The 22626-nt window shown below is 48.9% G+C and carries 24 protein-coding genes; 21 read left to right on the plus strand and 3 right to left on the minus strand.

Going from position 1 to position 22626, the window contains the following annotated elements; all coding sequences use genetic code 11:
- Positions 1-101 precede the first annotated feature (101 nt).
- The 3 genes from BQ5375_RS04460 to BQ5375_RS04470 are packed head-to-tail and all read right to left on the minus strand — an operon-like array spanning position 102 to position 1395.
- Positions 102-344, minus strand: a complete 243-nt coding sequence (locus tag BQ5375_RS04460) for a hypothetical protein (RefSeq protein WP_005934741.1) — start codon at positions 342-344, stop codon at positions 102-104.
- Positions 344-1072 carry an ImmA/IrrE family metallo-endopeptidase gene (locus tag BQ5375_RS04465; protein ID WP_008816141.1) on the minus strand — a complete coding sequence of 243 codons (729 nt, stop codon included), beginning with the start codon at positions 1070-1072 and terminating at the stop codon, positions 344-346. Before BQ5375_RS04465 ends, BQ5375_RS04460 begins: the two co-directional genes overlap by 1 nt.
- Positions 1069-1395 (minus strand): hypothetical protein, encoded by a 327-nt coding sequence (locus BQ5375_RS04470; RefSeq protein ID WP_033119693.1) that lies wholly within the window; start codon positions 1393-1395, stop codon positions 1069-1071. Before BQ5375_RS04470 ends, BQ5375_RS04465 begins: the two co-directional genes overlap by 4 nt.
- A 203-nt stretch (positions 1396-1598) precedes the next feature.
- Here BQ5375_RS04470 and BQ5375_RS04475 point away from each other — a divergent pair, with 203 nt between their 5' ends.
- The 21 genes from BQ5375_RS04475 to pglX all read left to right on the plus strand — a co-directional run bounded on the left by BQ5375_RS04475 (position 1599) and on the right by pglX (position 22617).
- Positions 1599-2027, plus strand: a complete 429-nt coding sequence (locus tag BQ5375_RS04475) for a helix-turn-helix domain-containing protein (RefSeq protein WP_005934745.1) — start codon at positions 1599-1601, stop codon at positions 2025-2027.
- 68 nt (positions 2028-2095) lie between these two features.
- The gene (locus tag BQ5375_RS04480; protein ID WP_005934746.1) at positions 2096-2632 is read left to right on the plus strand and encodes an ImmA/IrrE family metallo-endopeptidase; all 537 of its coding nucleotides are present in this window, start codon (positions 2096-2098) and stop codon (positions 2630-2632) included.
- 24 nt (positions 2633-2656) lie between these two features.
- Positions 2657-3481 carry a hypothetical protein gene (locus tag BQ5375_RS04485; RefSeq protein WP_033119694.1) on the plus strand — a complete coding sequence of 275 codons (825 nt, stop codon included), beginning with the start codon at positions 2657-2659 and terminating at the stop codon, positions 3479-3481.
- A gap of 33 nt (positions 3482-3514) precedes the next feature.
- Positions 3515-3823, plus strand: a complete 309-nt coding sequence (locus BQ5375_RS04490; RefSeq protein ID WP_006573501.1) for a hypothetical protein — start codon at positions 3515-3517, stop codon at positions 3821-3823.
- 120 nt (positions 3824-3943) lie between these two features.
- Complete coding sequence (locus BQ5375_RS04495) at positions 3944-4675, plus strand: hypothetical protein (RefSeq protein WP_006573502.1); 732 nt, start codon at positions 3944-3946, stop codon at positions 4673-4675.
- On the plus strand, positions 4668-5147 hold the full coding sequence (locus BQ5375_RS04500; RefSeq protein WP_006573503.1) for a flavodoxin: 480 nt from the start codon (positions 4668-4670) through the stop codon (positions 5145-5147). Before BQ5375_RS04495 ends, BQ5375_RS04500 begins: the two co-directional genes overlap by 8 nt.
- Before the next feature lie 34 nt (positions 5148-5181).
- Positions 5182-5601, plus strand: a complete 420-nt coding sequence (locus tag BQ5375_RS04505; RefSeq protein ID WP_006573504.1) for a nuclear transport factor 2 family protein — start codon at positions 5182-5184, stop codon at positions 5599-5601.
- 44 nt (positions 5602-5645) lie between these two features.
- The gene (locus BQ5375_RS04510) at positions 5646-5855 is read left to right on the plus strand and encodes a hypothetical protein (RefSeq protein WP_006573505.1); all 210 of its coding nucleotides are present in this window, start codon (positions 5646-5648) and stop codon (positions 5853-5855) included.
- A 19-nt stretch (positions 5856-5874) separates the two neighbouring features.
- On the plus strand, positions 5875-6918 hold the full coding sequence (locus BQ5375_RS04515; RefSeq protein ID WP_076917484.1) for an O-acetyl-ADP-ribose deacetylase: 1044 nt from the start codon (positions 5875-5877) through the stop codon (positions 6916-6918).
- 5 nt (positions 6919-6923) lie between these two features.
- On the plus strand, positions 6924-8456 hold the full coding sequence (locus tag BQ5375_RS04520; protein WP_076917485.1) for a hypothetical protein: 1533 nt from the start codon (positions 6924-6926) through the stop codon (positions 8454-8456).
- A 22-nt stretch (positions 8457-8478) separates the two neighbouring features.
- On the plus strand, positions 8479-9987 hold the full coding sequence (locus tag BQ5375_RS04525) for a Y-family DNA polymerase (protein ID WP_076917486.1): 1509 nt from the start codon (positions 8479-8481) through the stop codon (positions 9985-9987).
- Positions 9984-10406, plus strand: a complete 423-nt coding sequence (locus BQ5375_RS04530) for a YolD-like family protein (RefSeq protein WP_008396798.1) — start codon at positions 9984-9986, stop codon at positions 10404-10406. The genes BQ5375_RS04525 and BQ5375_RS04530 overlap by 4 nt, the downstream gene beginning before the upstream one ends.
- Before the next feature lie 101 nt (positions 10407-10507).
- On the plus strand, positions 10508-11164 hold the full coding sequence (locus tag BQ5375_RS04535) for a VWA domain-containing protein (RefSeq protein ID WP_076917487.1): 657 nt from the start codon (positions 10508-10510) through the stop codon (positions 11162-11164).
- Entirely contained in the window at positions 11164-11823 is a 660-nt protein-coding gene (locus BQ5375_RS04540) for an SIMPL domain-containing protein (RefSeq protein WP_076917488.1), read from the plus strand. Before BQ5375_RS04535 ends, BQ5375_RS04540 begins: the two co-directional genes overlap by 1 nt.
- Positions 11824-12059: 236 nt before the next feature.
- Positions 12060-12389 carry a plasmid mobilization protein gene (locus tag BQ5375_RS04545; RefSeq protein ID WP_076917489.1) on the plus strand — a complete coding sequence of 110 codons (330 nt, stop codon included), beginning with the start codon at positions 12060-12062 and terminating at the stop codon, positions 12387-12389.
- Positions 12350-13714: a relaxase/mobilization nuclease domain-containing protein gene (locus BQ5375_RS04550; protein WP_076917490.1), complete on the plus strand. Its 1365-nt coding sequence runs from the start codon at positions 12350-12352 to the stop codon at positions 13712-13714. The genes BQ5375_RS04545 and BQ5375_RS04550 overlap by 40 nt, the downstream gene beginning before the upstream one ends.
- A gap of 194 nt (positions 13715-13908) precedes the next feature.
- Positions 13909-14127 (plus strand): helix-turn-helix domain-containing protein, encoded by a 219-nt coding sequence (locus BQ5375_RS04555; RefSeq protein WP_020990070.1) that lies wholly within the window; start codon positions 13909-13911, stop codon positions 14125-14127.
- A gap of 52 nt (positions 14128-14179) precedes the next feature.
- A complete protein-coding gene (locus BQ5375_RS04560) occupies positions 14180-14785 on the plus strand; it encodes a DUF1819 family protein (RefSeq protein WP_008982893.1) in 606 nt (201 codons plus the stop codon).
- A gap of 16 nt (positions 14786-14801) precedes the next feature.
- Positions 14802-15356, plus strand: coding sequence for a DUF1788 domain-containing protein (locus BQ5375_RS04565; protein ID WP_008982892.1), 555 nt, complete (start codon positions 14802-14804; stop codon positions 15354-15356).
- A gap of 13 nt (positions 15357-15369) precedes the next feature.
- Positions 15370-18915 carry a BREX system P-loop protein BrxC gene (gene brxC, locus BQ5375_RS04570; protein ID WP_076917491.1) on the plus strand — a complete coding sequence of 1182 codons (3546 nt, stop codon included), beginning with the start codon at positions 15370-15372 and terminating at the stop codon, positions 18913-18915.
- Between the two features lie 15 nt (positions 18916-18930).
- Entirely contained in the window at positions 18931-22617 is a 3687-nt protein-coding gene (gene pglX / locus BQ5375_RS04575; protein WP_076917492.1) for a BREX-1 system adenine-specific DNA-methyltransferase PglX, read from the plus strand.
- Positions 22618-22626 lie beyond the last annotated feature (9 nt).

Genomic DNA, 22626 nt, shown 5'->3' on the forward strand with positions numbered 1-22626 from the left:
TCTGTCTCATGCGGCATTAGGATGACTTCACCTATCAGGCGGCTCCACAGCTCAGCTATGACATATATTTTATTTTAGAACAGAGGCTTGTCCTCCGGTTTTTACTTGGTACGCGGTCGCAGTCTTCTCATATTCAGCACATCAAAGACTGTGATCCGCCCGCATTTCTTGCACTTGGATTCTACATGACCTCTCGTGTCCTCGTAGACAGCAATGGCATTATGCTGACAATAGGGACATTTCAGGTATCGGGGCTTTTGCTGGGAAATGGCAACTCTTGCCCTGCGGATTTTTTCGATCAGCTCCGGCGTCGGTTCCTGAACCCGAATGGATGCTCTCTTCATTACCACACCTCCAATGGGTCAACATACTCACTGAATGGACGATCTACCATGTAGCCGAGCTGACGAAGGCGGATAGACGCCGTTGTCTTGGAGACACCGAACAACCGGCAGAAAAGGCGCAGCGTTAAGTGATCACCATACGAATACCTCCCCTCGTAATTGATCAGCGGCGTTTCTGCAAACCGACGCATTGCCAGGTCAACCTCTTTTTGAGGAAGCAGGATCGCCGCGCCCAAGACATTTGCTTGCCACTCGTTCCAGTCCTCGCGGGTTTTCAGCTCTCGCGGCGTATAGGCTGTCCGTGCGGAATATTTCATTTCGCAGGAAGCCTTTACCTCTTCCGATTCCAGTTGGAAGAGAATCTGATGGGCGCACTCGTGGGCAAGGGTAAATCTGCGCTTGGCGCAGAGCCGCTGCACGTTGCCGGATCGAATGAAGCTCTCGTCCAAGATGACCTGATTACGCTTCAAAGCCAGTGTGCGCGTAATACCAAGTTCCGTGATCTTGTACTCAGTGTCGGCATAGGCAGTGACACCGCAGATGCTTCCATCCGGCGAGAGACGGGCGAATGATACGCGAAGACCGAGATAATTCTTTGCAAACTGATCAATGGGTGTTGGCAAAGCTGATCGGTCGGGCTTGTCCGCCTCATCCCCGAAAAAGAACCGATTGAAGTCCTTTGTTGTTGAGGCTGCAATTTCTTCAAGTTGGCGCTGGGATAAAATCATGAGCAGTTGTCCTCCTTTGCTTCGACAAACCACTTGTCTCCTTCGTGAAAAAGAAATGACTCCTTTCCGCGAATCTGAACTGTGTAACGGATGCCTCCGCCCCCAACCTTCTTGGATGTGGCGCGGCATTTGTAAAGAATCTGGTCGATTTGAAAGATTACACCGTTGTCCCACCAGATAAGGCGAGGGAGGATTGCCCCCTCCTTGTCCACATCCAGCGTAACCGAGACGTATGCTTTTCTGTACTGTGTAGCCATTTCTGTTTTTCTCACTCCTGTTCCCTCATACCGGTGTATGCCGGTACGGATGATCTTCGGCAGCATAAATGCCTGTCCATTTGAACTGCTCAAAAGATGTAACTTTTTCGTGTACAACTACTCATGCCCCTTGACAGGATGAGCAATTCAGGATATACTATGAGTAGTTGGATTGCTCAGTCATTATTATACGCACTTCAAGTGCCTTTGTCAATAGACTTGCGCAATTTGATGTCGCAAACTTTTTGTGAACAGGAGTGATTACCAAAATGACGTTTGGAGAGAAATTCAAGGCTGAACGGGAGAAGCGGAAGCTGACCCAGCAGGAAGTAGCCGATGCACTAGGGATCAACAGGCGTATGATTACCCGGTACGAGAACGGCATTTCCTTTCCCCGTACCAAGGACGCTTACAGAAAAATCGCGGAATACTTCAAGGTGGATGTGAACTATCTGCTGACCGAGGACGAAGAGTTTGTGGTTCAGGCATCCGAGCAGTACGGCTCCCGTGGCATGAAACAGGCAAAGGACCTGATTGAAGGGATGTCCGGTTTGTTTGCGGGCGGTACGCTGTCCGAGCAGGACAAGGATGCGGTGATGAAGGCGTTGCAGGATATATATTGGGAATCCAAAGCCCGGAATGTTGAGAAATACACGCCGAAGAAATACAAGAAGACCGGTACGGACGCAGAGGAATAACTGTCTACGTCTCGGTTTCTTGACGGATTTACTTTGACTGTTTTCAACATGAAAGGGGTGAAGGTCCCGTGATAATTCGCTCCGAGGAAATATACAAAAAGGCGAACAGCATTGTCAAAAGCTGTGGAACAAGAGATACCTTGAAGATTGCCCGTGAGCTGGGCATTCATCTCCATTTTCTTGACAATCTGAACGATCTGCTCGGAATGTACACCTACCGCCATAAAGAGCGGCATATTCTTCTGAACTCCAACATGGAGTATCTGATCATGCAAATGGTTTGCGGTCACGAGATCGGGCATGATACCTTTCACCGTGATCTTGCCAAAGGAAACGAACCGCTCCCGGAGTTCGTGCTGTTCGATATGCGCACAAAACACGAATATGAGGCGAATGCGTTTGCCTCACACCTGATCATTGACGATGATGAGCTGATTGACCTGATGAAGCAGGACTACGATGTGGTGCAGCTCTCGGCTGCAATGGGAACAAACATCAACCTGATGCTGATCAAGCTCAACGAACTGAACCGCATGGGCTGGCAGCTCAACTTGCCTTATGTACCGCACTCTGACTTCCTGAAAAATGTCAGACCGGAGGGCTGAATGAGGATGAAGGATAGCAATTAGATGAACAACAACGACTATAAAGAAGCCCTTTTCTATGCCGCTTCCATCTTTAACGAACGCTTGGGAACGGAGTTCGGAGTGGACAATCTTGTGCTGCGCTGCTTTCAGACGGAAAACCAGCAGGAAGTCTTTGAGCAGTTCTGCAAGCAGTATTTCCCGGATCGCCTGACAGATCAATATAAAGAGGACGGCTATTTTGACTTTCACGCTTCCGCTTTCGTTGGCAAAGAAGATGGCGTGGACGGGATCCTGCTGCGGACAGACATAGCGCGTCATCCGGCAGAGTTGAAGCACATTCTTCTGCATGAGCTGGCGCATATCTTCTGCACCCGCAACGAGCTTGGCGGAGACAACTTCTATGAACGATATTGCATGGACGATACCATCAGCCGCGAAGAGGACGGAACCATTAACGCCGGATATGCGGTCTGGCGGGAACTCGCGGCGGAGCTGATTGCATTTGAGCTGGATGACAACTGCGACGTAGTTCCGCTCCGACGCAAGAAAGACCTTCTCAGCTATTACGAAGGAGAACTCCTGACCGGCAACGGGAAAATGGGCGTCAGCATGATTCTCTGCGAGGCGATGACCAGTGCTGAGGGCGAGGCGTCTATGACATGGGACGCTGCCAAAAGCAAGTTTACGCGGTTCAAGCCCTTTGATGATCCACTGTACAAGGACTTGCTGGAACTGGTTTTTACACACGTTAGAGAATACTTTATCGTGATCGACCGCGACTTTATCTATGAAATTGGAGTTTTGTATCTAAGCATTGCCGCACAAGCGATGATTGCGTCCCTAAAGAACAGATTTCAGGAAGAATAGACAGAACGATAGAGAGAAAGGACGGGCAATGATATGAAATATAAGCTGTTTCGCTCCCCCGGTGATCTGGACAAGGCGGTCCGGAAGCACGAACTGGTTGCCGTGGAGACCGGCAAAAGCATTGATGATGTGGCAGATGCGCTTATCCGTGCCGTTCGGGATGATCTTGCGGAAATGCCGGAGTATGCGCACTGCGAGACTGCCGCCTATGTACCGGAACCGGTTAAGTCGTTTCGCAGGGTGAGGCGTTACCGGTATGAGATGATGGGTATTGTCTACCCGAAGTACGCCGAAGAGAACGTCCTGATTGACTACGGAATTATCGAGGAAGAAGAGGTATGAGCAATGAGTAATATCATTGAGACCCGCAGGAATCTAAAGAACGTATCCTAAAACATCTGCAATCACGTCTGCCTAACGCGACCAAAATGCAGCTTGAGAAAATCATAAAGGGGTAACGCAATGGACGATATTATCTTTGAGAAGGATTACCGGGAAACCGAGTCTGCCGAATACGATAAATGGTGCGATGAGGTGTTTGACCGCGCAGTTAATTGTGGTATGCTGAAAGCGTACTCCGAAGCAATGGACAAGATACCAAAGATCATTGTACCGGAGGACAAGAAGAACTACGAGTATCTTCTGGAACGCTGTGATGCGTTTGTCAAGCAACACCGCGGGTATATCAAGGGAATCGTGGACTATCATCGTTGGCACGCGGAAATCAATATGTTTCTTCCGTTTGCGGAGTTCGATGACTCAGAAGACCTTGCATTTTTGAAAGAAATTGCAGAAAAATCGCAAACCGTCTGCTTCTCCCCGGACGAAGAAGGTGGCATTCGCGTTCATATTTTTATCAACTACTTTGAAGAATTGATGTCAGCCGAACACAAGTCATACATCGAATACGATGCTATTATGCAGGACAAGAAACTATCTGAGTTACTTGGCATACCGGAGCTTTCTGACGAGGAAAAAGAACTCGCCCTGAAAATGAAGGGCATACTTGACCGCATTGATGAGGAAACAAGGATTGACCGTACCACGGCTTTTCGAGCCGTGCTTGATAAGATGACAAAAGAGCCGGAAGAAAACTGGTCGCTTCATTATATGGCAACATTGCTGGAAGCTCTGCTATACTTCATGCTGAATGAAGGAAATGAAAAGATTGATGAGGAAGAACACAATGAGTAATAAACTTGTAGCATATTTTTCTGCGTCCGGCGTGACTGCAAAGGTAGCCGAGACGCTGGCTGAGGCAATCGGCGCGGACATCTTTGAGATTGAGCCGAAGGTGCCTTACACGGAAGCTGATCTGAACTGGATGGAAAAGAACGCCCGCAGCACGATTGAAATGAACGATCCCGCTTCACGACCGGAAATTGCCGTGAAGCGGGACAACATGAAGGACTACGATACAATCTTTGTGGGCTTCCCAATCTGGTGGTACGTTGCGCCGACGATTATCAATACGTTCCTTGAGAGTTATGACCTGAGCGGCAAAACGATCATCCCGTTTGCAACCTCCGGAGGAAGCGGCATTGGCAAGACGAACGAACGCCTTGCGCCGAGCTGCAAAGGCGCAAAGCTGATGGACGGCAAAGTTTTCAAGGGCAACGTCGGGCATCAGGAGCTTGCGGCGTGGGTTGAAGGACTTGGACTTTAAGGGGCAGACAAATCGGAAGTTGTGGAGGTGCTTTATGAACGAGAGAGAAAAAATTATCCGATTATGGTTTGATATGTGGATTAAGAAAGCAGATTTAGGAATTGACAATATTTTTACAGATGATGTTGTATATACTGAGAGTTGGAGTCCTAAATATGAAAACCGCAAAACGGTAAAGCACTGGTTTGACGAATGGAATACACGCGGAAGTGTTCTTGTCTGGGAGATTAAGCAATTTTTTCATCAAGGCAATCAAACAATCGTGGAGTGGTATTTTAAAAACAAAATGAATAATGGAAATGTTGAAGAATTTGACGGAATATCTTTAATTGTATGGACACAGGATAACAAAATAAAATCATTAAAAGAGTTTGGTTGCAATCTTCATAATTACAATCCATATCGAGATAGTGATATTCCCGTATTTCGAGAAGAAAAAGCAAATTGGTTTTGAGAGGACTATAAATTCCAGTTTAACGAACAGGAGATGATGATCGCATGAAAATCCTACATGAACTTTCTTGGCTATGGGAAACGCTGGGCATTGCGCTTGTTGCTGCGGCTGTCTGCATGGCTTGCGCTGCGCTGATTGGCAAGGCAGCGAAGAAGAAGCTCGACAAAAAGGTGTTGGCGGTCGTAGGGGCAGCGGCATTTGTGGGCGCGATTCTGGCGGTCATTCTGATCGCCCGGACACCGATGCCGCTTTGATAGGACGGAGGATAGAATCATGCCGCTTCAAATCGTCAGAAATGACATCACGAAAATGAAGGTGGACGCCATCGTCAACGCTGCCAACGAGTCGCTGCTGGGTGGCGGCGGTGTGGACGGCTGCATTCATCGTGCTGCAGGACCGGAGCTGCTGACGGAATGTGAAACGCTCCACGGCTGCAAAACCGGGAGCGCAAAAATCACGAAGGGCTACAAGCTGCCCTGCAAATATATCATTCATGCTGTCGGTCCGCGCTGGTATGACGGACGGCATGGTGAGCGCGAACTACTGACATCCTGTTATCGGACATCGCTCATGCTGGCGAAGGAATACGGCTGCGAATCGGCTGCGTTCCCTCTGATTTCCTCCGGCATTTTCGGCTATCCGAAGGATCAGGCTCTCAAAGTGGCGATTGACACCATTAGCAGTTTCCTTCTCGAAAATGAAATGACGGTGTACATCGTCATTTTTGACCGCAAAGCCTATCAGATCAGCGGCAAGCTGTTTGCCGATATTGCAGCGTACATAGATGACCGCTATGTGGATGAGCATACTGATAATCGTTCCGAGCGTCTGCGCAGGATGAACGCCTTCCGGATGGAAGAACCCATGCCTTGCGAGGCATCCGTTTGTGAAGAGGCAATCGAACAGCTCATGCCTCCCGTCTCTGCGGCGGCTGCCCCCAAAAAGGCGGCAACCCTTGATGACGCGCTGGGACAGATCGACGAGAGTTTTTCCGAGATGCTTCTGCGAAAGATTGATGAGCGCGGCATGACGGACGCGCAGTGCTATAAGAAGGCGAATATTGACCGGAAGCTCTTCTCGAAGATCCGCTCGGACAAGTCTTATAAGCCTTCCAAGCCCACGGTCATTGCGTTTGCCATTGCCCTTGAGCTGCCGCTTGTTGAAATGAAGGATATGCTCATGAAGGCTGGCTTTGCGCTCTCCCACTCCAACAAGTTTGACATCATCGTGGAGTATTTCGTGGAGCATGGGAACTATAATGTCTTTGAGATCAACGAGGCTCTGTTTGCCTTCGACCAAAGTTTAATAGGAGCATAAGGTCTATGGATAAAGTGTTTCAGAAATTTTTGCGAAGTGGTATTGACCTTTCGCCCGTAGGGGTGGAGCGTCGTGAAGATAACAACCCATACTTTTGCACGCCAAAAGGTGCATCTATTTTTGGCTGGGCGGGTGTGGACGGCATCCACTTCTGCTTTGTTCGAGACTTTGGCGGTATGGTATTTTCCGTCAGTCCCATGAACTCGGCTCCGGATTTTGTTCATCCGCTGGCAAACGATTTTGAAGACTTTCTGAGGTTGCTCCTTGCTTGCAGTGATTCGGCAGCGCTGGAACAGGCGTGGATGTGGGATAAAGCCCAGTTTGAAGCCTTTTTGCAGGACAACCCTCCAACGCAGGATCAGCAAAGAACGCTATCAGAGCTTGCTGAGAAAATGAAATTGACGCCTATGGAACAGCCGTGGGTATACATCAAAAAGCTGCAAGCATCTTTTGATTATAGTAAGATCAAGTACACCGAGGACTATTATGATGTTGATATGAACCCAGAAGCAGAACCGACCATGCCTGAGTGGAAGGTCTACTTTGATGGAAACTTCTGGGGACATTCGGGAAAAGACCATGCCGGAACGGAAATCCGGTTGAATAAGCAATTTGACTGGGCGAGGCATCATTGGGTTATTCCTGCGGCGTATTCTTGCAGCAAGGGACTCGTCATGGACTTTTGTATGCGTACCCCGGAAGAAGACATTCGCAAGTTCATAACTAAATGGGATTTACACCCCGAAAACGACTCCTGCGAATACTTCACGCAGGAGCAGCAAATGCAGATAGATTTAGACAATCCACTTTGCCTTAACTTTATTCCTCGTTTGGAATTGAACGGGAAAACAATGCTGACCTCCCACGGCTGTTCCGTGGTCTTTAATCCATGTTTGCCAGACGGGATGATCAATGAAGCGGAAGCAAAGTGGGCATTGGAACACTATGATTTGGATACATCCTATGGATGGATGATTTTTCGGGCAGCTTTTCCGTGGACAAGCAAACGCCGTCCTGAAATAAAAGCCCTCTCCCTTACAATGGAGCAGCAGTCGTGTCGTGTCCCGGGACCACATTTCAAGGCACACGCTCCCGGTGATTCGTTTTCTTTCCTCCATCCGGTCAGTGGAAAAAAATACACATTGACTGTACAGGAATTAGAGCAGCAGACAATTTCCGAAAAGCGTTACGGTTCTGACCGCTGGTTTTATCCTACGCATTTTACTGCTATGAGCTATACACTTTCTCCTGAACCTGACAGCGATGTTACGATCTGTGATTGCGCTGAGGGGGACAAGCCTTTGGAAATTGCGCCATGCTCTGACCGCTATGCACCAGAGGCACGAAACGATATTGCTTGTATCGGCATTATCGGCGGAGCGGACGGTCCAATCGCAATCGTGTGTGGAGACAGCTCAAAAGAAAAACTTCATGCAGTTTGTTCCTCTCTACACTTTGAGCCGGTGGAGGGTGATATTGAATGGCGTATCGTATTCAACATTAAAAGCTCCAATGAAATGTCATTAGGGCTGATCTAAGAAGAAAGCGGAGGCAAAGAAGGTGAAACAACACACTTACATCGCAATCGACCTGAAATCCTTCTACGCCTCCGTGGAGTGCCGGGAGCGCGGCTTAGATCCTCTGGACACAAACCTTGTTGTTGCGGATGAAAGCCGTACCGATAAGACCATCTGCCTTGCCGTCACGCCCTCCCTCAAGAGCTACGGTATCTCCGGACGCGGGCGGCTGTTTGAAGTCAAGCAGCGTGTGAAGGAAGCAAATGCCGGACGGCAGCACGACGCACCGGGACGCAGACTGGACGGCACATCACACTTCTTCTCGGAGTTGCAAGCAAACCCGTCTCTGGCGATTGACTTTATCATTGCGCCGCCCCGAATGGCGTATTACATGGAGTACAGCACCCGCATCTATCAGGTCTACCTCAAGTACATCGCGCCGGAGGACATTGTGGTCTATTCCATCGACGAGGTGTTCATGGACGTGACGGACTACCTGAACACCTACAAGCTCTCGGCACATGACCTTGCCATGAAGATCATCCTCGACGTGCTTGAGACAACCGGCATCACGGCAACCGCTGGGATTGGGACGAATCTCTTTCTCTGCAAAGTGGCAATGGATATTGTGGCGAAGCACATCCCCGCCGACAAGAACGGTGTCCGCATTGCAGAGCTGGATGAGATGAAGTTCCGGCGTGAGCTTTGGTCTCATCAGCCTCTCACGGACTTCTGGCGCGTGGGTCGGGGCATTGCCAAGAAACTTGAGCAGAACGGGATGTTCACGATGGGTGATGTTGCCCTCTGTTCAGAGCGGAACGAGGACTTGCTTTACAAGCTGTTCGGCAAGAATGCGGAATTGCTCATTGACCATGCGTGGGGATGGGAACCGACCACCATTGAAGCAATCAAAGCGTACCGTCCCAGATCCAACAGCCTCAGCTCTGGTCAGGTTTTGCACTGCCCCTATGAGCCGCAGAAGGCGAAGCTGGTTGTGCGGGAAATGACGGACTTGCTTGTGCTGGACTTGGTAGACAAGGGGCTTGTCACCGACCAGATGGTTCTCACAGTTGGCTACGACATTGAGAACCTGACTGATCCGGCGCGACGGGCAAAGTATCACGGCGCGGTGGAGACAGATCATTATGGGAGGCAGATTCCGAAACAGGCGCACGGCTCTATTAACCTCGACGGTCACACATCCTCTACTCGCAAAATAATGTGTGCTGTGTCAGAACTCTTCGACCGGATCGTGGATAAGAATCTGCTTGTCCGCCGTATGTATGTTGTTGCAAATCATGTCCTGCCGGAAGCTGATGTACCGAAGAAAAACGACGGTGCAGTCCAGCTCGACCTCTTTACCGACTATGCCGCCGAAGAGGAAAAACAGAAAGCCGAAGATGCCGCTTTGGAGCGTGAGCGGAAGATACAAGCCGCCACGCTTGCCATCAAGAAGAAGTATGGAAAGAACGCCATCCTCAAGGCAATGAATCTTGAAGAAGGTGCAACCGCGAAAGACCGCAATGCGCAGATTGGAGGGCATAAGGCGTGAACGGAAAATACGACGAGATCATGGGACTTCCTCACCACGTTTCCAAAACGCGACCACAAATGCCGATGTCAGATCGTGCAGCGCAGTTTGCGCCCTTTGCCGCCCTCACCGGCTATGATTCTGCAATCAAGGAAACCGGACGTCTGACCGACGAAAGGATTGAGCTTGATGAGGGAGCCTTGACCGCTTTGAACATGAGGTATCAGCTTCTCATGGATGCCCTTGATGAAGAGCCGGAGGTTGAAATAACCTACTTCAAACCTGATGAGCGCAAAGCTGGCGGTGCGTATGTAACTGCAACCGGCGCAGTCATAAAGGTTGATGACTTTGAGCGCCTGATTACCATGCAGGACGGCACGAAGATTCCGATGGATGACATCCTAAGCATTGACGGAGAGCTGTTCTTGTCCTTAGAATAATGTCGCTTGCCATGCGACCAAATGAAGTGAATACCGAAGTACAATATGACTGTAAGGTGAGACACCAAGCAGTCATATTTTTATATACGGAGGTACAAAACATGAGAAAGAACTTGACGGAGATCGTATTCATCCTTGATCGCAGCGGCTCTATGAGCGGACTGGAAACAGACACCATCGGAGGATTCAACTCCATGATTGAAAAGCAGAAAAAAGAGAATGGCGAGGCATTGATCTCTACCGTTCTCTTTGACAACGTGAGCGAGGTTATCCATGACCGTGTGCCGGTTCAGAAGGTGGATCCGATGACCGACAGAGACTATTCCGTTCGCGGCTGCACCGCGCTTCTGGATGCTATCGGCGGAGCGATTCATCACATTGGGAATGTCCATAAGTACGCAAGAAAAGAGGATGTCCCTGAACACACACTGTTCGTCATCACAACGGATGGCATGGAGAATGCAAGCCGCCGTTATGACAGCGAGAAGGTCAAGAAGATGATTGAGCGACAGAAGGAAAAGTACGGCTGGGAGTTTCTTTTCCTCGGTGCAAACATTGATGCAGTTGAGACGGCAAAGCATTTTGGAATTGGAGCAGATCGAGCGGTCAATTACCACTCTGACCGCGAGGGAACGCAACTCAACTATGAAGTTCTGAGCGAAGCGGTTTCCGCTGTCCGATGCAGCGTACCGCTGGGTACGAATTGGAAAAAGCGTATTGATGAGGACTACAATTCCAGAAAGGACGGGAGAAAGTAATGAGAATAATCACCGTAAAAGGGACAGGCAATGTCTCCGCAAGACCGGATTACATCATCCTATCCCTGAACATTGAAGTCTTATCTGAAACCTATGACCGCGCAATGTCGGAAGCTGCCGAGAGAATCGAAAGACTGCAAGGTGCCGCAGTCCGCGTTGGGTATCGCAAGGAAGACCTGAAAACCACGAGCTTTGATGTCCAGACAAGGTACGAGAATGTCAAGGATCGGCAAGGAAATTACAAGCGAGAGTTTGCCGGATATGCTTGCAGCTATCGCTTGAAACTTGCCTTTGACTTTGACAGCAAGCAGCTTGCAAAGGTCATTTCTGCGATTGCGGATTGTGGGGCGCAACCAGAACTCAGCATTGCGTTCACCGTGAAAAATCCGGCAAGAGTCAGCGAAGAGCTGCTGATCAATGCGACGGAGAACGCCAGGGCAAAGGCGGAGATTCTTTGCAAAGCATCAGGCAGTACGCTTGGGCAGTTGCTCAACATCGACTACAACTGGGGCGAACTCAATGTTTTTTCCAGAACAAGCTACGATGTTGAAGACTGCATTCAGCCTCTCATGGCGATGAGCAAGTGCGCCGCACCTGAGATTGAGCCGGTTGATATTGATGTGACAGACACAGTGGCTTTCACATGGGAAATCCAATGATTTTTTGACTTTTTTGAAATCCGGTACTCAACAAACGCCCTTTTTGTGTCCGTTGTAAAGTGAAGGGACATTTCACGGAGGAATCTTCGGGGAATACGATTTTGGGAGATTAGCAAGCAAATCCGGTGAGTACCCACCGGAGAAAAATCAGTTAAGGGGACCCTGCCCTTAACATTAGATTTTTGCTTGTTGGGATAGTCCCAAACCCTTCTAATCTTTACGACGGAGGGCGCAGCATGGTACGAAGAACACGAGACATTCAGAAGAAGATTTGGCTGACACCACAGGAAGAACGAACGATTGCAAAGAAGATGGAAATGATCGGCACGGAGAACTTCGGTGCGTATGCAAGGAAGATGCTGATCGACGGTTACATCATTGTCGTAGACTACACAGAGCAGAAAAAGCTCGCCGCCGAAATCAACAGGATCGGCGTGAACATCAATACCGTCTGCCGCAGAATCAACTCGACGGGACGATTCTATCAGGACGATATTGACGAGCTGAAAGAAAAGATGGATGCGGTATGGCAGTTACTAAAATCAAAGCAATCCGAGGAACTTTGAGCAAGGCAATCGCGTACATTCTGAATCCCGAAAAGACCGACGAGAAGCTGCTGGTCTCGTCCTACGGCTGTGCCAGCGAGACCGCAGCGCGGGAATTTGAATGGACGCGGAAAATAGCCGAGCAAAAAGGGATGAATCCGGTCAGGATCATAGCCCGTCATGTGATCCAGTCCTTTGAAATTGGAGAGGTCACACCGGAGCTTGCCCACGAGATCGGCAAGCAGTTTGCAGATGAAATCCTCGGAGGAAAATATGAGTATGTGCTGACCACGCACATTGACAAAGACCATGTTCATAACCATCTGATTTTCAATGCGGTTGACTTTGTGAACTACCACGCATACAAGAGCTATAAGCGGATTTACTATGATATGCGTGAGGTCAGCGACCGGCTCTGTAAGGAAAACGGTCTCTCTGTTATCCCTCCCTCTCAGAACAAGGGCATGGGCTACAAGGAGTACACCGAAGCCAAACGCGGCACGAGCTGGAAGCAGAAACTCAAGCAGACCATCGACCGGCTTGTCATTACAGCGAAGGACTACGATGACTTTCTGCGGCTCATGCAGGAAGCCGGTTATGAAATCAAGACCGGCAAATACATCTCCTTCCGCGCTAAAGGTCAGGAGCGGTTTACCCGGTCTAAAACCATCGGAGAGAACTACACCGAGGAACGCATCAAGGAACGGATTGCCGGACGGACGCCCCGAAGAAGTCAGAGACAGACCACGCCGAAGGGCATCTCTCTCATCGGAGATATTCAGGAGCGGATCAGGCTCATCGACAGCAAGGGTTACGAATATAAAGCAAAGCTCACTATCCTCAAAGAAGCTGCACGGACACTCAACTATCTCACGGAAAACAACTTGCTCCAATACGCCGATCTTGAGAAGAAGGTCGAGGACGTTCACAGCTCCTATGACCGCACCGGCAAGGAACTGAAAGGCGTTGAAGCACGACTGCGGGAAGTCCAGCCGCTTATCAAAAACATCTCCAACTACCAGCGCCTCAAGCCCGTATATGACGCATTCCAGAAGGCAAAAGATAAGTCGGGTTTCAAAGCAAAGCACGAAGCCGAGCTTGTGATCTTTGAGGCAGCGAGAAGCACATTACTTGCCATGCAGGGCGATGAAAAACTGCCGAGCTTGAAGACACTGCAAGCGGAACAGCAGCGACTTCTTGAAGAGCAACAGCGGCTCTATGATGAACGTGCGAAGCTCAAAAAGGAAGCTCGGATGATCGACACCATGAAGGCAAATGTAGATATTTTCCTCAAGCCGAGTGTAGTCCAAGAGCCTGAGCAAATTCAAGATAATCAAAGAGAATAACAGAAAGACTGTGCTGGTTTTTGACCAGCACAGTCTTTCCCTTTAGCTGTATATCATCCAAATCGAAAATGATGAATGTCTCGTGCAAATCGGTCGTATTCACCCAAAGTTTACGAAACTCTATTGAATAGCAGACCTTCTTGTGCTATAATATAAGTTAGGTTTATTTTACATACTTTGCTGAGGTGAAAGTCATGAAAGCAAGCTACAAAAAGTTGTGGAAACTGCTCGTCGATAAGGAAATGAGCAAGGGTGATCTTCATAAGGCGTCCGGTCTTTCTTCAAGCACAATGACCAAGCTCAGAAAAGGTGAAGACGTGTCAATGGAAGCTCTGAGAAAAATCTGCATTTGCCTTGACTGCAATATCGGTGACATTGTGGAGTTTGTCCCTGACAACACAACACAGTCCTAAATATGGGACAGGAAATATGGTACAGTATGCTATTAGGAATGGAGCAAATATAATGGATCAGACGCACCCTTATAACGGCAGCTTAACTGCTGAACAGTTTCTCTTCTACGAGATAAGAATTGCTGCAAAATACTATGTTTCTGGCTTGAAAATTGATGAGGCAATCGAGCGGATTAAGAAGAATAACCTCTTTCAATATCCAACAGAGAGACAAGTTTCCCGTTTGGCAAGAGCTTGTTATAAGCGGCTGGACGCGCTCGGCAACGATCAGCTTGTTCACGAGCTTGCCTCTGCACCAAATGAGATTGCAAAGCAGATCAATCTATACGCGGTGATGAGGTATAATCGTTTGGTCTGGGAGTTTATGATTCAGGTGATAGGCGAAAAATACCGAAATCAGGACATGAACTTCTCAAGGAAAGACATGAATGCGTTTTTTTCCAGATTGCAAGCACAGGATGATTCTGTTGCCGCTTGGAGTGATGCGACAATCACCAAAATCAAAAGTGTTCTCGTTCGGATGCTGATAGAGACAGGGTATCTGGACGGGCTGAAAGACACCACGCTGAATCCCGTTTTTCTCTGTGAAGAACTTGAACGAGGTATCGAAGCAAACAACGATTATGATGCACTTCCGGCATTTAATTACTTTAGATAGGCGGGCGGACACGACCATGATAAAACAGGAATTAGACAGGATCAAAGAGCGTATCTCGAATAAGGATTTCCTTGAAAACAAAGGACTGAGCAACGAAGTTGGTATCCATGTTTTCTGCTACAAAGCGGAGGATGAGTTGATCGTTCAGGATTATATTCGCAGATTAAAAAGTGAGGTGAACACGCCATATCGGATCATTGAGTGCGACCTTTATGAAGTGTTTCTCTCCCTTTTGGAGGACAAGCGCATTCTGAAATCAGTTGCAGGGTTAGAAGAAAAACGAGGCAAAAAGTATCTTCTGGATCAGTTGCAGAAGATCGCCACACCGGAAGCTCTCCTTGCCAAGATGGACTATTCACCCCATATCAAAGGGCAGGATGTTCTCTTCATGACAGGAATTGGAAAAATTCATCCGTTTATGCGTTCCCATAAGATGCTTGATAGTATGCAGCATCTCTTTGAAGACATCCCTATTGTGATGTTCTATCCCGGAACCTTCAATGGACAGACGCTCAATCTATTCGACGAGTTCAAAGAAGGCAATTATTATCGGGCATTCAATCTGCTATAATGGAGGTAGCAACGTGAAAATACAGAATATGTTCCAGAAGGACATTGAAAGAGACATCAACGGCGTTATCAAGGTTATGCAGGATGATGACCGGAGTTTGGAACAGGAACTCAGCGAATACATAATTACCAAGGAGCTTCGCCGTCACTTCCGCACATTCTTTGACAACTACACAAAGGCTATCGACCAGCCGACTGATAAAATCGGCGTGTGGATTTCCGGCTTCTTTGGAAGTGGTAAATCTCATTTCCTGAAAATCCTCTCTTACCTGCTTTCCAATCAGGAAGTCTGCGGTAAAAGAGCGATTGACTACTTTGCAGACAAATTCGATGACCCGATGATGTATGCTCAGGCGGTTAAAAGTGTGTCCGTGCCTACGCAGTCTATCCTTTTCAACATTGACATCGAAGGTCCTCTCACGAAGGATAAGACCGCAGTGCTGCGCGTCTTTGCAAAGATGTTCTACAATCACTGCGGGTTTTACGGCGATGATCTGAAAATTGCCAAGCTGGAACGCTTCATTGAAAAGCAAGGCAAGACGCAGCAGTTCCGCGAAGCCTTTGAGAAGGTCAATGGTGCGCCTTGGACGGAGACTCGCGATTCCTTTGCGTTCTTTGAGGATGACATTGTTTCGGTTCTGCAATCTACGCTCGGCATGAGCGAACAGGCGGCGCGGAACTGGTTCAATGGTGAGGAAACGAATGAGCTGAGCATCGCCCAGCTCGTAGCTGACATTCAGGAATATGTAGACGGCAAGGGCAAGGATTTCCGACTGCTGTTTATGGTGGATGAAGTCGGTCAGTACATTGGTGACGATGGTGACTTGATGATCAATCTGCAATCTCTTGTAGAAGAGATTGGCATTCGCTGCCACGGCAAGGTTTGGGTCATGGTGACAAGTCAGGAGGCGATTGACTCCGTTGTCCATATCACCGGCAATGACTTTTCCAAAATTCAGGGACGCTTCAATACGCGCCTCAGCCTTTCCTCGTCCTCCGTTGATGAAGTTATCAAAAAGCGTGTTCTGGCGAAAACAGATGCGGCAGATCAGCTTCTTCGCATGGTCTATGACAAGGAACACGCCGTACTCAAAAACCTCTATACTTTCAACAATCCCGTTCTTGACATCAAGGGCTTTACGGATGGTGCGGAGTTTTCTGCAACTTTCCCCTTTGTGCCGTATCAGTTCATCGTGATCCAGAAGGTGCTTGCCGAGATTCGCAAGCACGGCAATTCCGGCAAGCATCTGTCCGGCGGTGAGCGTTCCATGCTCTCCGGCTTCCAAGAAGCAGCACAGGATGTGAAGGATAAGGATGAAAATGCTCTGGTTCCATTCCATCTTTTTTACAATACAGTTCACACATTCCTCGAAAGCCCCATCCGACGGGTTATCGACCGCTGCCAGACTGCGGCAGACAATCACGATGGGCTTGAGCAGCAGGATGTCAGCGTCCTGAAGCTCCTTTACCTTGTACGTTATATTGAGGACATCAAGGCGAATATCGACAATATCTCCATCCTCATGATCGATGACATCCGCACAGATAAGATTGCGCTGCGGGCTTCGGTTTCCGCCTCGCTGGAAAGGCTTCTCTCGCAGAACTACATTTCTCGCAATGGCGATACCTATGCCTTCCTGACGGACGAGGAACAGGACATTGCCATCGACATCAAGAACACACCGGTTGACAGCGCACAGGTCATCACCAGCATTGCACAGACCGTTTACGGAGAAATCTATCCCTCCAAGAAATTCAAACATGACAAGTATGACTTCGCCTACGACCAATACATTGACGAGACCCTGAACGGCTCTGCTTGCGGAGGAATGCGGCTTCGCATTGTTACCGTGGCAAGCGACTACTACGGTGCGCCGAACGAACGGCTTATTATGGATTCTCAGGTCAACAACGAAGCAATCGTTGTGCTCTCCAATGAGACGCCGTATTTTGATGAGCTGGAACAGGCGATGAAGATCCGCAAGTATGTCAAGCAGCGGAACGTATCTCAGCTTCCCGAAAGCATTCAGGACATTATCCGCAAGCGGCAGCAACAGGCGCGCATTCTGGAAGAAAGAGCGCGTAGCTATATTGAAAAAGCTATCGTCGGTGCAAAGGTCATTGTCCACGGCGAGGTCATGGACATCAAGACTGGCAACGCGAAAGACAAGCTGGACGCCGCGATGAACGGTCTGGTTGAGAGCGTCTATTCCAAGCTCAACATGGTCAACCGGTTCGTAGAGAGCGACGCAGACATTCTTTCCATCCTGAATGGAACGGATGACGGGCAGATTGCCTTCACCGGTCAGGGCGCAAACAACGAGGATGCGCTGAACGAGATCAGCCAGTGGCTTGAGCTTCAAAATCAGAAGATGCTCAGCACCTCAATGGGCGATGTGCAGCGCCGGTATCAGGCGATTCCCTACGGCTGGCGTGAAATTGATATTGCTGCGCTGATTGCTCGTTTGATCTCTCAGCAGAAAATCTCCATCAAATACGGCGGTGCTTTGGTTGGCAAGGACGAGCGTAGACTGGTTGATTATCTGCGCAAAAAATCCGAGATCGACAAGGCAGTCGTTACCCGCAGAATTGCCCCGTCCGAGGACCTTATGCGCAAGAGCATCGCCTTCCTCCGGGACTATCTTGGCGCGATGGATATTCCTTCTGATGAGGATGGGCTGATCCGCTTCGTGCTGGACACCTTTACCCAAAAGCAGGAGCATTATCAGGAGCTTCTTGATAAAGCCTATTCTGAGTTCCGTTACCCGGAAAAGGAAGTTGTCACAAAAGCCCACGACCTTATGAATGATGTTCTGAGTCAGCGTAGGGACAATGTTGCGCTTCTCACACGCATGGTGCAGCGTCAGGAAGACCTTCTGGATTGCTCTGAGGACATGGAGGGTGTGGAGTTCTTCTTCAAGTCGCAGCGGAGTGTGTATGATGAGGCACGGCGTCAGATGGAGCGCGTGAACAAGGAACGTGACTACTTTGCTTCTGATGCGGATACATTGGAGGTCTTCCATACTATTGCGACCATCCTTGCACAGCCGAAGCCCTATGACCGCATTGGTGAGCTGCCGGAGCTGATTCAAAAGGTCAAAACGGCATACTCCGGTCTGCTGGATTTGAAGAAGGATGAGGTTGTCGAGAATATCCGTCAGTGTATGCAGGACGTTCATCAGCTTGCAACCGAGGCACGGGATGCTGGAGTTCTGCTACGTCAGGCAGACGATTACTTTGTCGGCAAGCGTGAGGCGGCGAAGAACGCATCTTCTCTCACCGAGTTGGACGCTATGATCACCCAGCTTCTCACCTACAAGGACAATATCTGCCGTCGCATGGAGGTTATGTCTGCATCTCATCAGGAACGCACTACCCCGGTCGGTACAGGTACGGCACAGCCCGCTCCGAAGATGCCGAAGATTACGACACTTCGCCGGTATGACCTCTGCTCTGTCAAGCGTCTGCAATCCAAGGAGGATATTGACCGGTACGTCGATGGAATCCGCGAGAAGCTGCTGAAAACGTTGGAAAGCTGCGACGGCGTTCAGATCAACTAAAGGAGAATTACGAGCATGAATAAAGGTGCAATACAAAGATTTGCAATCTGGGCGCGGAACGAGCTGATCGCTCAGGTGTCGCAGAGAGCTTATCAGTATGGAATCACGAAGGAAGGCTGCGGCGAGGCAAACGCCGTGACGGTGGGCGGACGCGCACTGACTGGCGATGAGCAGAAGCAGCGCAAGGAGCTTGTCGATCAGATCCGCTCAAAAGGCTATACACAGGTTATGGAAGAGGTTGCCTACACTTGGTTCAACCGTTTTATTGCCCTGCGCTTTATGGAGGTCAACAACTATCTGCCCTCCCACATTCGTGTCTTTTCCGACAGTACCGGCGCGTTCAAGCCGGAGATTTTAAGTGATGTCCTGCACCTTGACCTTCCGGGACTGAACCGGGAGAAAGTTGCGGAGTATATCGAAAGCAACGACACCGAAGGTCTCTATCGCTATCTGCTGCTGACGCAGTGCAACGCACTGAACGACCCTCTTCCCCGTATGTTTGAGAAAATGGGCGGCTATACCGAGCTTCTGCTGCCGAACAACATTCTGAAACAGGACAGCGTTCTCGGTCACATGGTTGCGGATATTCCCGAAAAGGACTGGACGGATCAGGTGCAGATCATCGGCTGGCTGTACCAGTATTACAACTCCGAACTCAAGGATGACACCTTTGCTCTGCTCAAGAAGAATGTAAAGATCACCAAGGAACGCATTCCTTCTGCAACGCAGCTCTTCACCCCGGACTGGATTGTCCGCTATATGGTTGAAAACAGCCTCGGCAGAATCTATGTAGACAAGCGCAAGAACGAGGGCATCTATGCGGACGGTCGCGGCTTGGATGAAATGACTTGGCACGAAGCGGAATCTGAACGCATTGCAACAGAAACGCTGATTGCCGACAAAATGGGTTGGAAGTATTACTTGCCCGAAGCGGAACAGACGCAGGAAGTACGCAAGCAGCTTGACGAGATTCAGAACGAGTACGCCACGCTGGATGTCAAAGACATCAAGGTCATCGACCCCTGCATGGGCAGTGGTCATATTCTTGTCTATGCCTTTGATGTGCTGATGCAGATTTATGAGGCAAGCGGGTATAGCCAGCGGGACGCTGCGCAGAGCATTCTTGAAAACAACCTCTACGGTCTCGATATTGATGACCGTGCAGCGCAGCTTGCCTATTTTGCTGTCATGATGAAGGCACGGCAGTATGACCGCCGCGTATTCTCCCGTGGCATTCAACCTCATGTGTATGCTATCGTCGAGAGCAATGGGCTGGACAGCAGCTCCGTTGAATACTTCACCAACAACGATCCGAAGCTCAAGAAGGACTTTGGAACTCTGATGGACGAGCTGCGAGATGCAAAGGAATATGGTTCCATTCTGAACATTTCTCAGGTGGACTTTGCCGCCCTCTATGCCAGAGTCGAGGAAGTGCGGGCTGACATCAGTATGTTCCGCGAGATCGTGTTGAACAGCATTCTGCCGCTGATTCAGGCTGCTGAGGTTATGGCGCAGAAGTATGACGTGGTGGTCACGAATCCGCCGTATATGGGGATAAGTAACGCATCAGAAAAGCTAAATCAATATGCGAAAAAGGCTTATCCTATTTCAAGGTATGATTTAAGCACTATCTGCATGGAGAAAACTCTTTCCATGTGCAATAAGACCGGAATGATGGCAATGATAAACATTCCTGTTTGGATGTCTAAGTCGAGTTTTGAAGACCTCAGATACTCATTGCTGACTAAACATACATTTGTAAATATGCTGCATTGTGGAAGAGGTATTTTTGGATCGGACTTCGGTACAACTGCCTTTGTTATCAGAAAATCCTTTGAAAAAGGATATGCTGCAACGTTCCATCAACTTTTTGATGAAATGGGAGCGGTTGATTCTGTTGAGCAAAAAGAACGGTGGTTTTTTGAAAGGAAAGGTCTCTACATTGCTGAGCAAAAGAAATTCTTGAACATTGGGAGCTATCCGATTGCTTACTCAACAAGTAAACGGCTTTTGGAGATCCTTGACACTGAAAAACCCCTGAGCGACTTTGCGTACCCCCGTAAAGGACTAACTACGGGAGACAATGATACATTTATCCGCTTGTGGTTCGAGGTATCTGGTCAGAAATTCAGCATGACTGGTAACGGGCGCAAATGGTTCCCGATGACCAAAGGAGGAGACTTCCGACGCTGGTATGGAAATAACGACTACGTTGTAAATTGGGAAAACAATGGATTTGCATTAAGGAACTTCAAGGATGAAGATGGAAAACTTCGATCCGTTTTGCGAAATACACAGTTTTACTTACGAGAGTGTATTTCGTGGAACGATACTACTGCAACCGGAAAGATTGCATTTAGGTATCAGCCCGAAGGGTATATTTCCAATGCGTCCGGACCGTGCGTATTCGCAGATCACGACTTGTTCTATCTGTTTGGACTTCTCAATTCTATTGTGTCGCAGAAGCTACTTGAAATTCTGGCTCCAAACATGAAGTTTGAAGTTGGTCAGATGGCATTGGTTCCGATTATAAAGAAGCAGTCTAACTATATTGATGATTTAGTCCGCAAGACAGTCGATATAGTGAAGTCTGACTGGGATTCGTTTGAAACCTCATGGGATTTCAAACTTCACCCATTGGTTGAAAACCAGCAATACGCCGCTACTTATCATTTCGATGAGCAAAACTCTCCTGCTCATCATATTAGCGCAGCCTATCAGATGTGGGTAGCAACAACTGAACGAAGATTCCAGCAATTAAAAACTAACGAGGAAGAACTCAACCGTATCTTCATTGACATCTACGGATTGCAGGGAGAACTTACGCCCGAAGTTGAGGACAAGGATGTCACTGTGCGAAAGGCTGATCTTGGAAGAGATATTCGTTCCCTCATTTCTTACGCCGTAGGATGTATGTTCGGGCGGTATTCGCTGGATAAGCCCGGTCTGGTTTTTGCCGGGTACAGCAAGATCGAGCAAACCACAAAGACGCTTGACGGTGAGGATCCTGAGCTTGAAAAGTTCGCAAAGCAGAACGCGGATGGTTCTGTCTCCTATGGCTCCTATTATCACGAGGTCAATCAGAATAACTATAAGTCCTTCTCGATTGACACGGACAATATCATTCCCATCTGTGATGATGACTATTTCGACGATGACATCACCGGACGTTTTGTGAAGTGGGTCGAAACCGTTTACGGAAAGGAAACGCTGGAAGAAAACCTCAAGTTTATCGCAGATGCGCTCGGCGGCAAGGGAACACCCCGCGAGGTCATCCGAAGCTACTTCCTGAATGACTTCTATGCTGACCATTGCAGCACATACTCCGTTACTGGTTCGGGCAAGCGTCCGATCTACTGGCTCTTCGACAGTGGCAAGAAGAACGGCTTCAAGGCTCTGATCTATATGCACCGCTATCAGAGCGACCTTCTTGCCCGGATGCGAACCGACTATGTTCACGAGCAGCAGGAGCGTTATCGCACCCAGCTTACCCATCTCGCGGACGCCATCGAACACGCCGGAGCTGCGGAGCGTGTGAAGTTGACCAAGCAGCAGAAGAAGCTCCAAGAACAGGCACTTGAGATTCAGAAGTACGAAGAGAAAATTCATCATCTTGCCGATCAGAACATCCAGATCGACCTCGATGACGGTGTGAAGCACAACTACGAGCTGTTTGCCGATGTGCTGGCGAAGATAAAGTGACGAAAGGAG

This window comes from Negativibacillus massiliensis (assembly GCF_900148495.1).
Taxonomy (GTDB): Bacteria; Bacillota; Clostridia; order Oscillospirales; family Ruminococcaceae; genus Negativibacillus; species Negativibacillus massiliensis.

What these genes read in the sequence shown, in the direction of transcription:
- BQ5375_RS04460 (WP_005934741.1), bottom strand. Translation starts at nt 344, where the DNA reads ATGAAGAGAGCATCCATTCGGGTTCAGGAACCGACGCCGGAGCTGATC.
- BQ5375_RS04465 (WP_008816141.1), bottom strand. Translation starts at nt 1,072, where the DNA reads ATGATTTTATCCCAGCGCCAACTTGAAGAAATTGCAGCCTCAACAACA.
- BQ5375_RS04470 (WP_033119693.1), bottom strand. Translation starts at nt 1,395, where the DNA reads ATGCTGCCGAAGATCATCCGTACCGGCATACACCGGTATGAGGGAACA.
- BQ5375_RS04475 (WP_005934745.1), top strand. Translation starts at nt 1,599, where the DNA reads ATGACGTTTGGAGAGAAATTCAAGGCTGAACGGGAGAAGCGGAAGCTG.
- BQ5375_RS04485 (WP_033119694.1), top strand. Translation starts at nt 2,657, where the DNA reads ATGAACAACAACGACTATAAAGAAGCCCTTTTCTATGCCGCTTCCATC.
- BQ5375_RS04490 (WP_006573501.1), top strand. Translation starts at nt 3,515, where the DNA reads ATGAAATATAAGCTGTTTCGCTCCCCCGGTGATCTGGACAAGGCGGTC.
- BQ5375_RS04495 (WP_006573502.1), top strand. Translation starts at nt 3,944, where the DNA reads ATGGACGATATTATCTTTGAGAAGGATTACCGGGAAACCGAGTCTGCC.
- BQ5375_RS04500 (WP_006573503.1), top strand. Translation starts at nt 4,668, where the DNA reads ATGAGTAATAAACTTGTAGCATATTTTTCTGCGTCCGGCGTGACTGCA.
- BQ5375_RS04505 (WP_006573504.1), top strand. Translation starts at nt 5,182, where the DNA reads ATGAACGAGAGAGAAAAAATTATCCGATTATGGTTTGATATGTGGATT.
- BQ5375_RS04510 (WP_006573505.1), top strand. Translation starts at nt 5,646, where the DNA reads ATGAAAATCCTACATGAACTTTCTTGGCTATGGGAAACGCTGGGCATT.
- BQ5375_RS04515 (WP_076917484.1), top strand. Translation starts at nt 5,875, where the DNA reads ATGCCGCTTCAAATCGTCAGAAATGACATCACGAAAATGAAGGTGGAC.
- BQ5375_RS04520 (WP_076917485.1), top strand. Translation starts at nt 6,924, where the DNA reads ATGGATAAAGTGTTTCAGAAATTTTTGCGAAGTGGTATTGACCTTTCG.
- BQ5375_RS04535 (WP_076917487.1), top strand. Translation starts at nt 10,508, where the DNA reads ATGAGAAAGAACTTGACGGAGATCGTATTCATCCTTGATCGCAGCGGC.
- BQ5375_RS04540 (WP_076917488.1), top strand. Translation starts at nt 11,164, where the DNA reads ATGAGAATAATCACCGTAAAAGGGACAGGCAATGTCTCCGCAAGACCG.
- BQ5375_RS04545 (WP_076917489.1), top strand. Translation starts at nt 12,060, where the DNA reads ATGGTACGAAGAACACGAGACATTCAGAAGAAGATTTGGCTGACACCA.
- BQ5375_RS04550 (WP_076917490.1), top strand. Translation starts at nt 12,350, where the DNA reads ATGGCAGTTACTAAAATCAAAGCAATCCGAGGAACTTTGAGCAAGGCA.
- BQ5375_RS04555 (WP_020990070.1), top strand. Translation starts at nt 13,909, where the DNA reads ATGAAAGCAAGCTACAAAAAGTTGTGGAAACTGCTCGTCGATAAGGAA.
- BQ5375_RS04560 (WP_008982893.1), top strand. Translation starts at nt 14,180, where the DNA reads ATGGATCAGACGCACCCTTATAACGGCAGCTTAACTGCTGAACAGTTT.
- BQ5375_RS04565 (WP_008982892.1), top strand. Translation starts at nt 14,802, where the DNA reads ATGATAAAACAGGAATTAGACAGGATCAAAGAGCGTATCTCGAATAAG.
- pglX (WP_076917492.1), top strand. Translation starts at nt 18,931, where the DNA reads ATGAATAAAGGTGCAATACAAAGATTTGCAATCTGGGCGCGGAACGAG.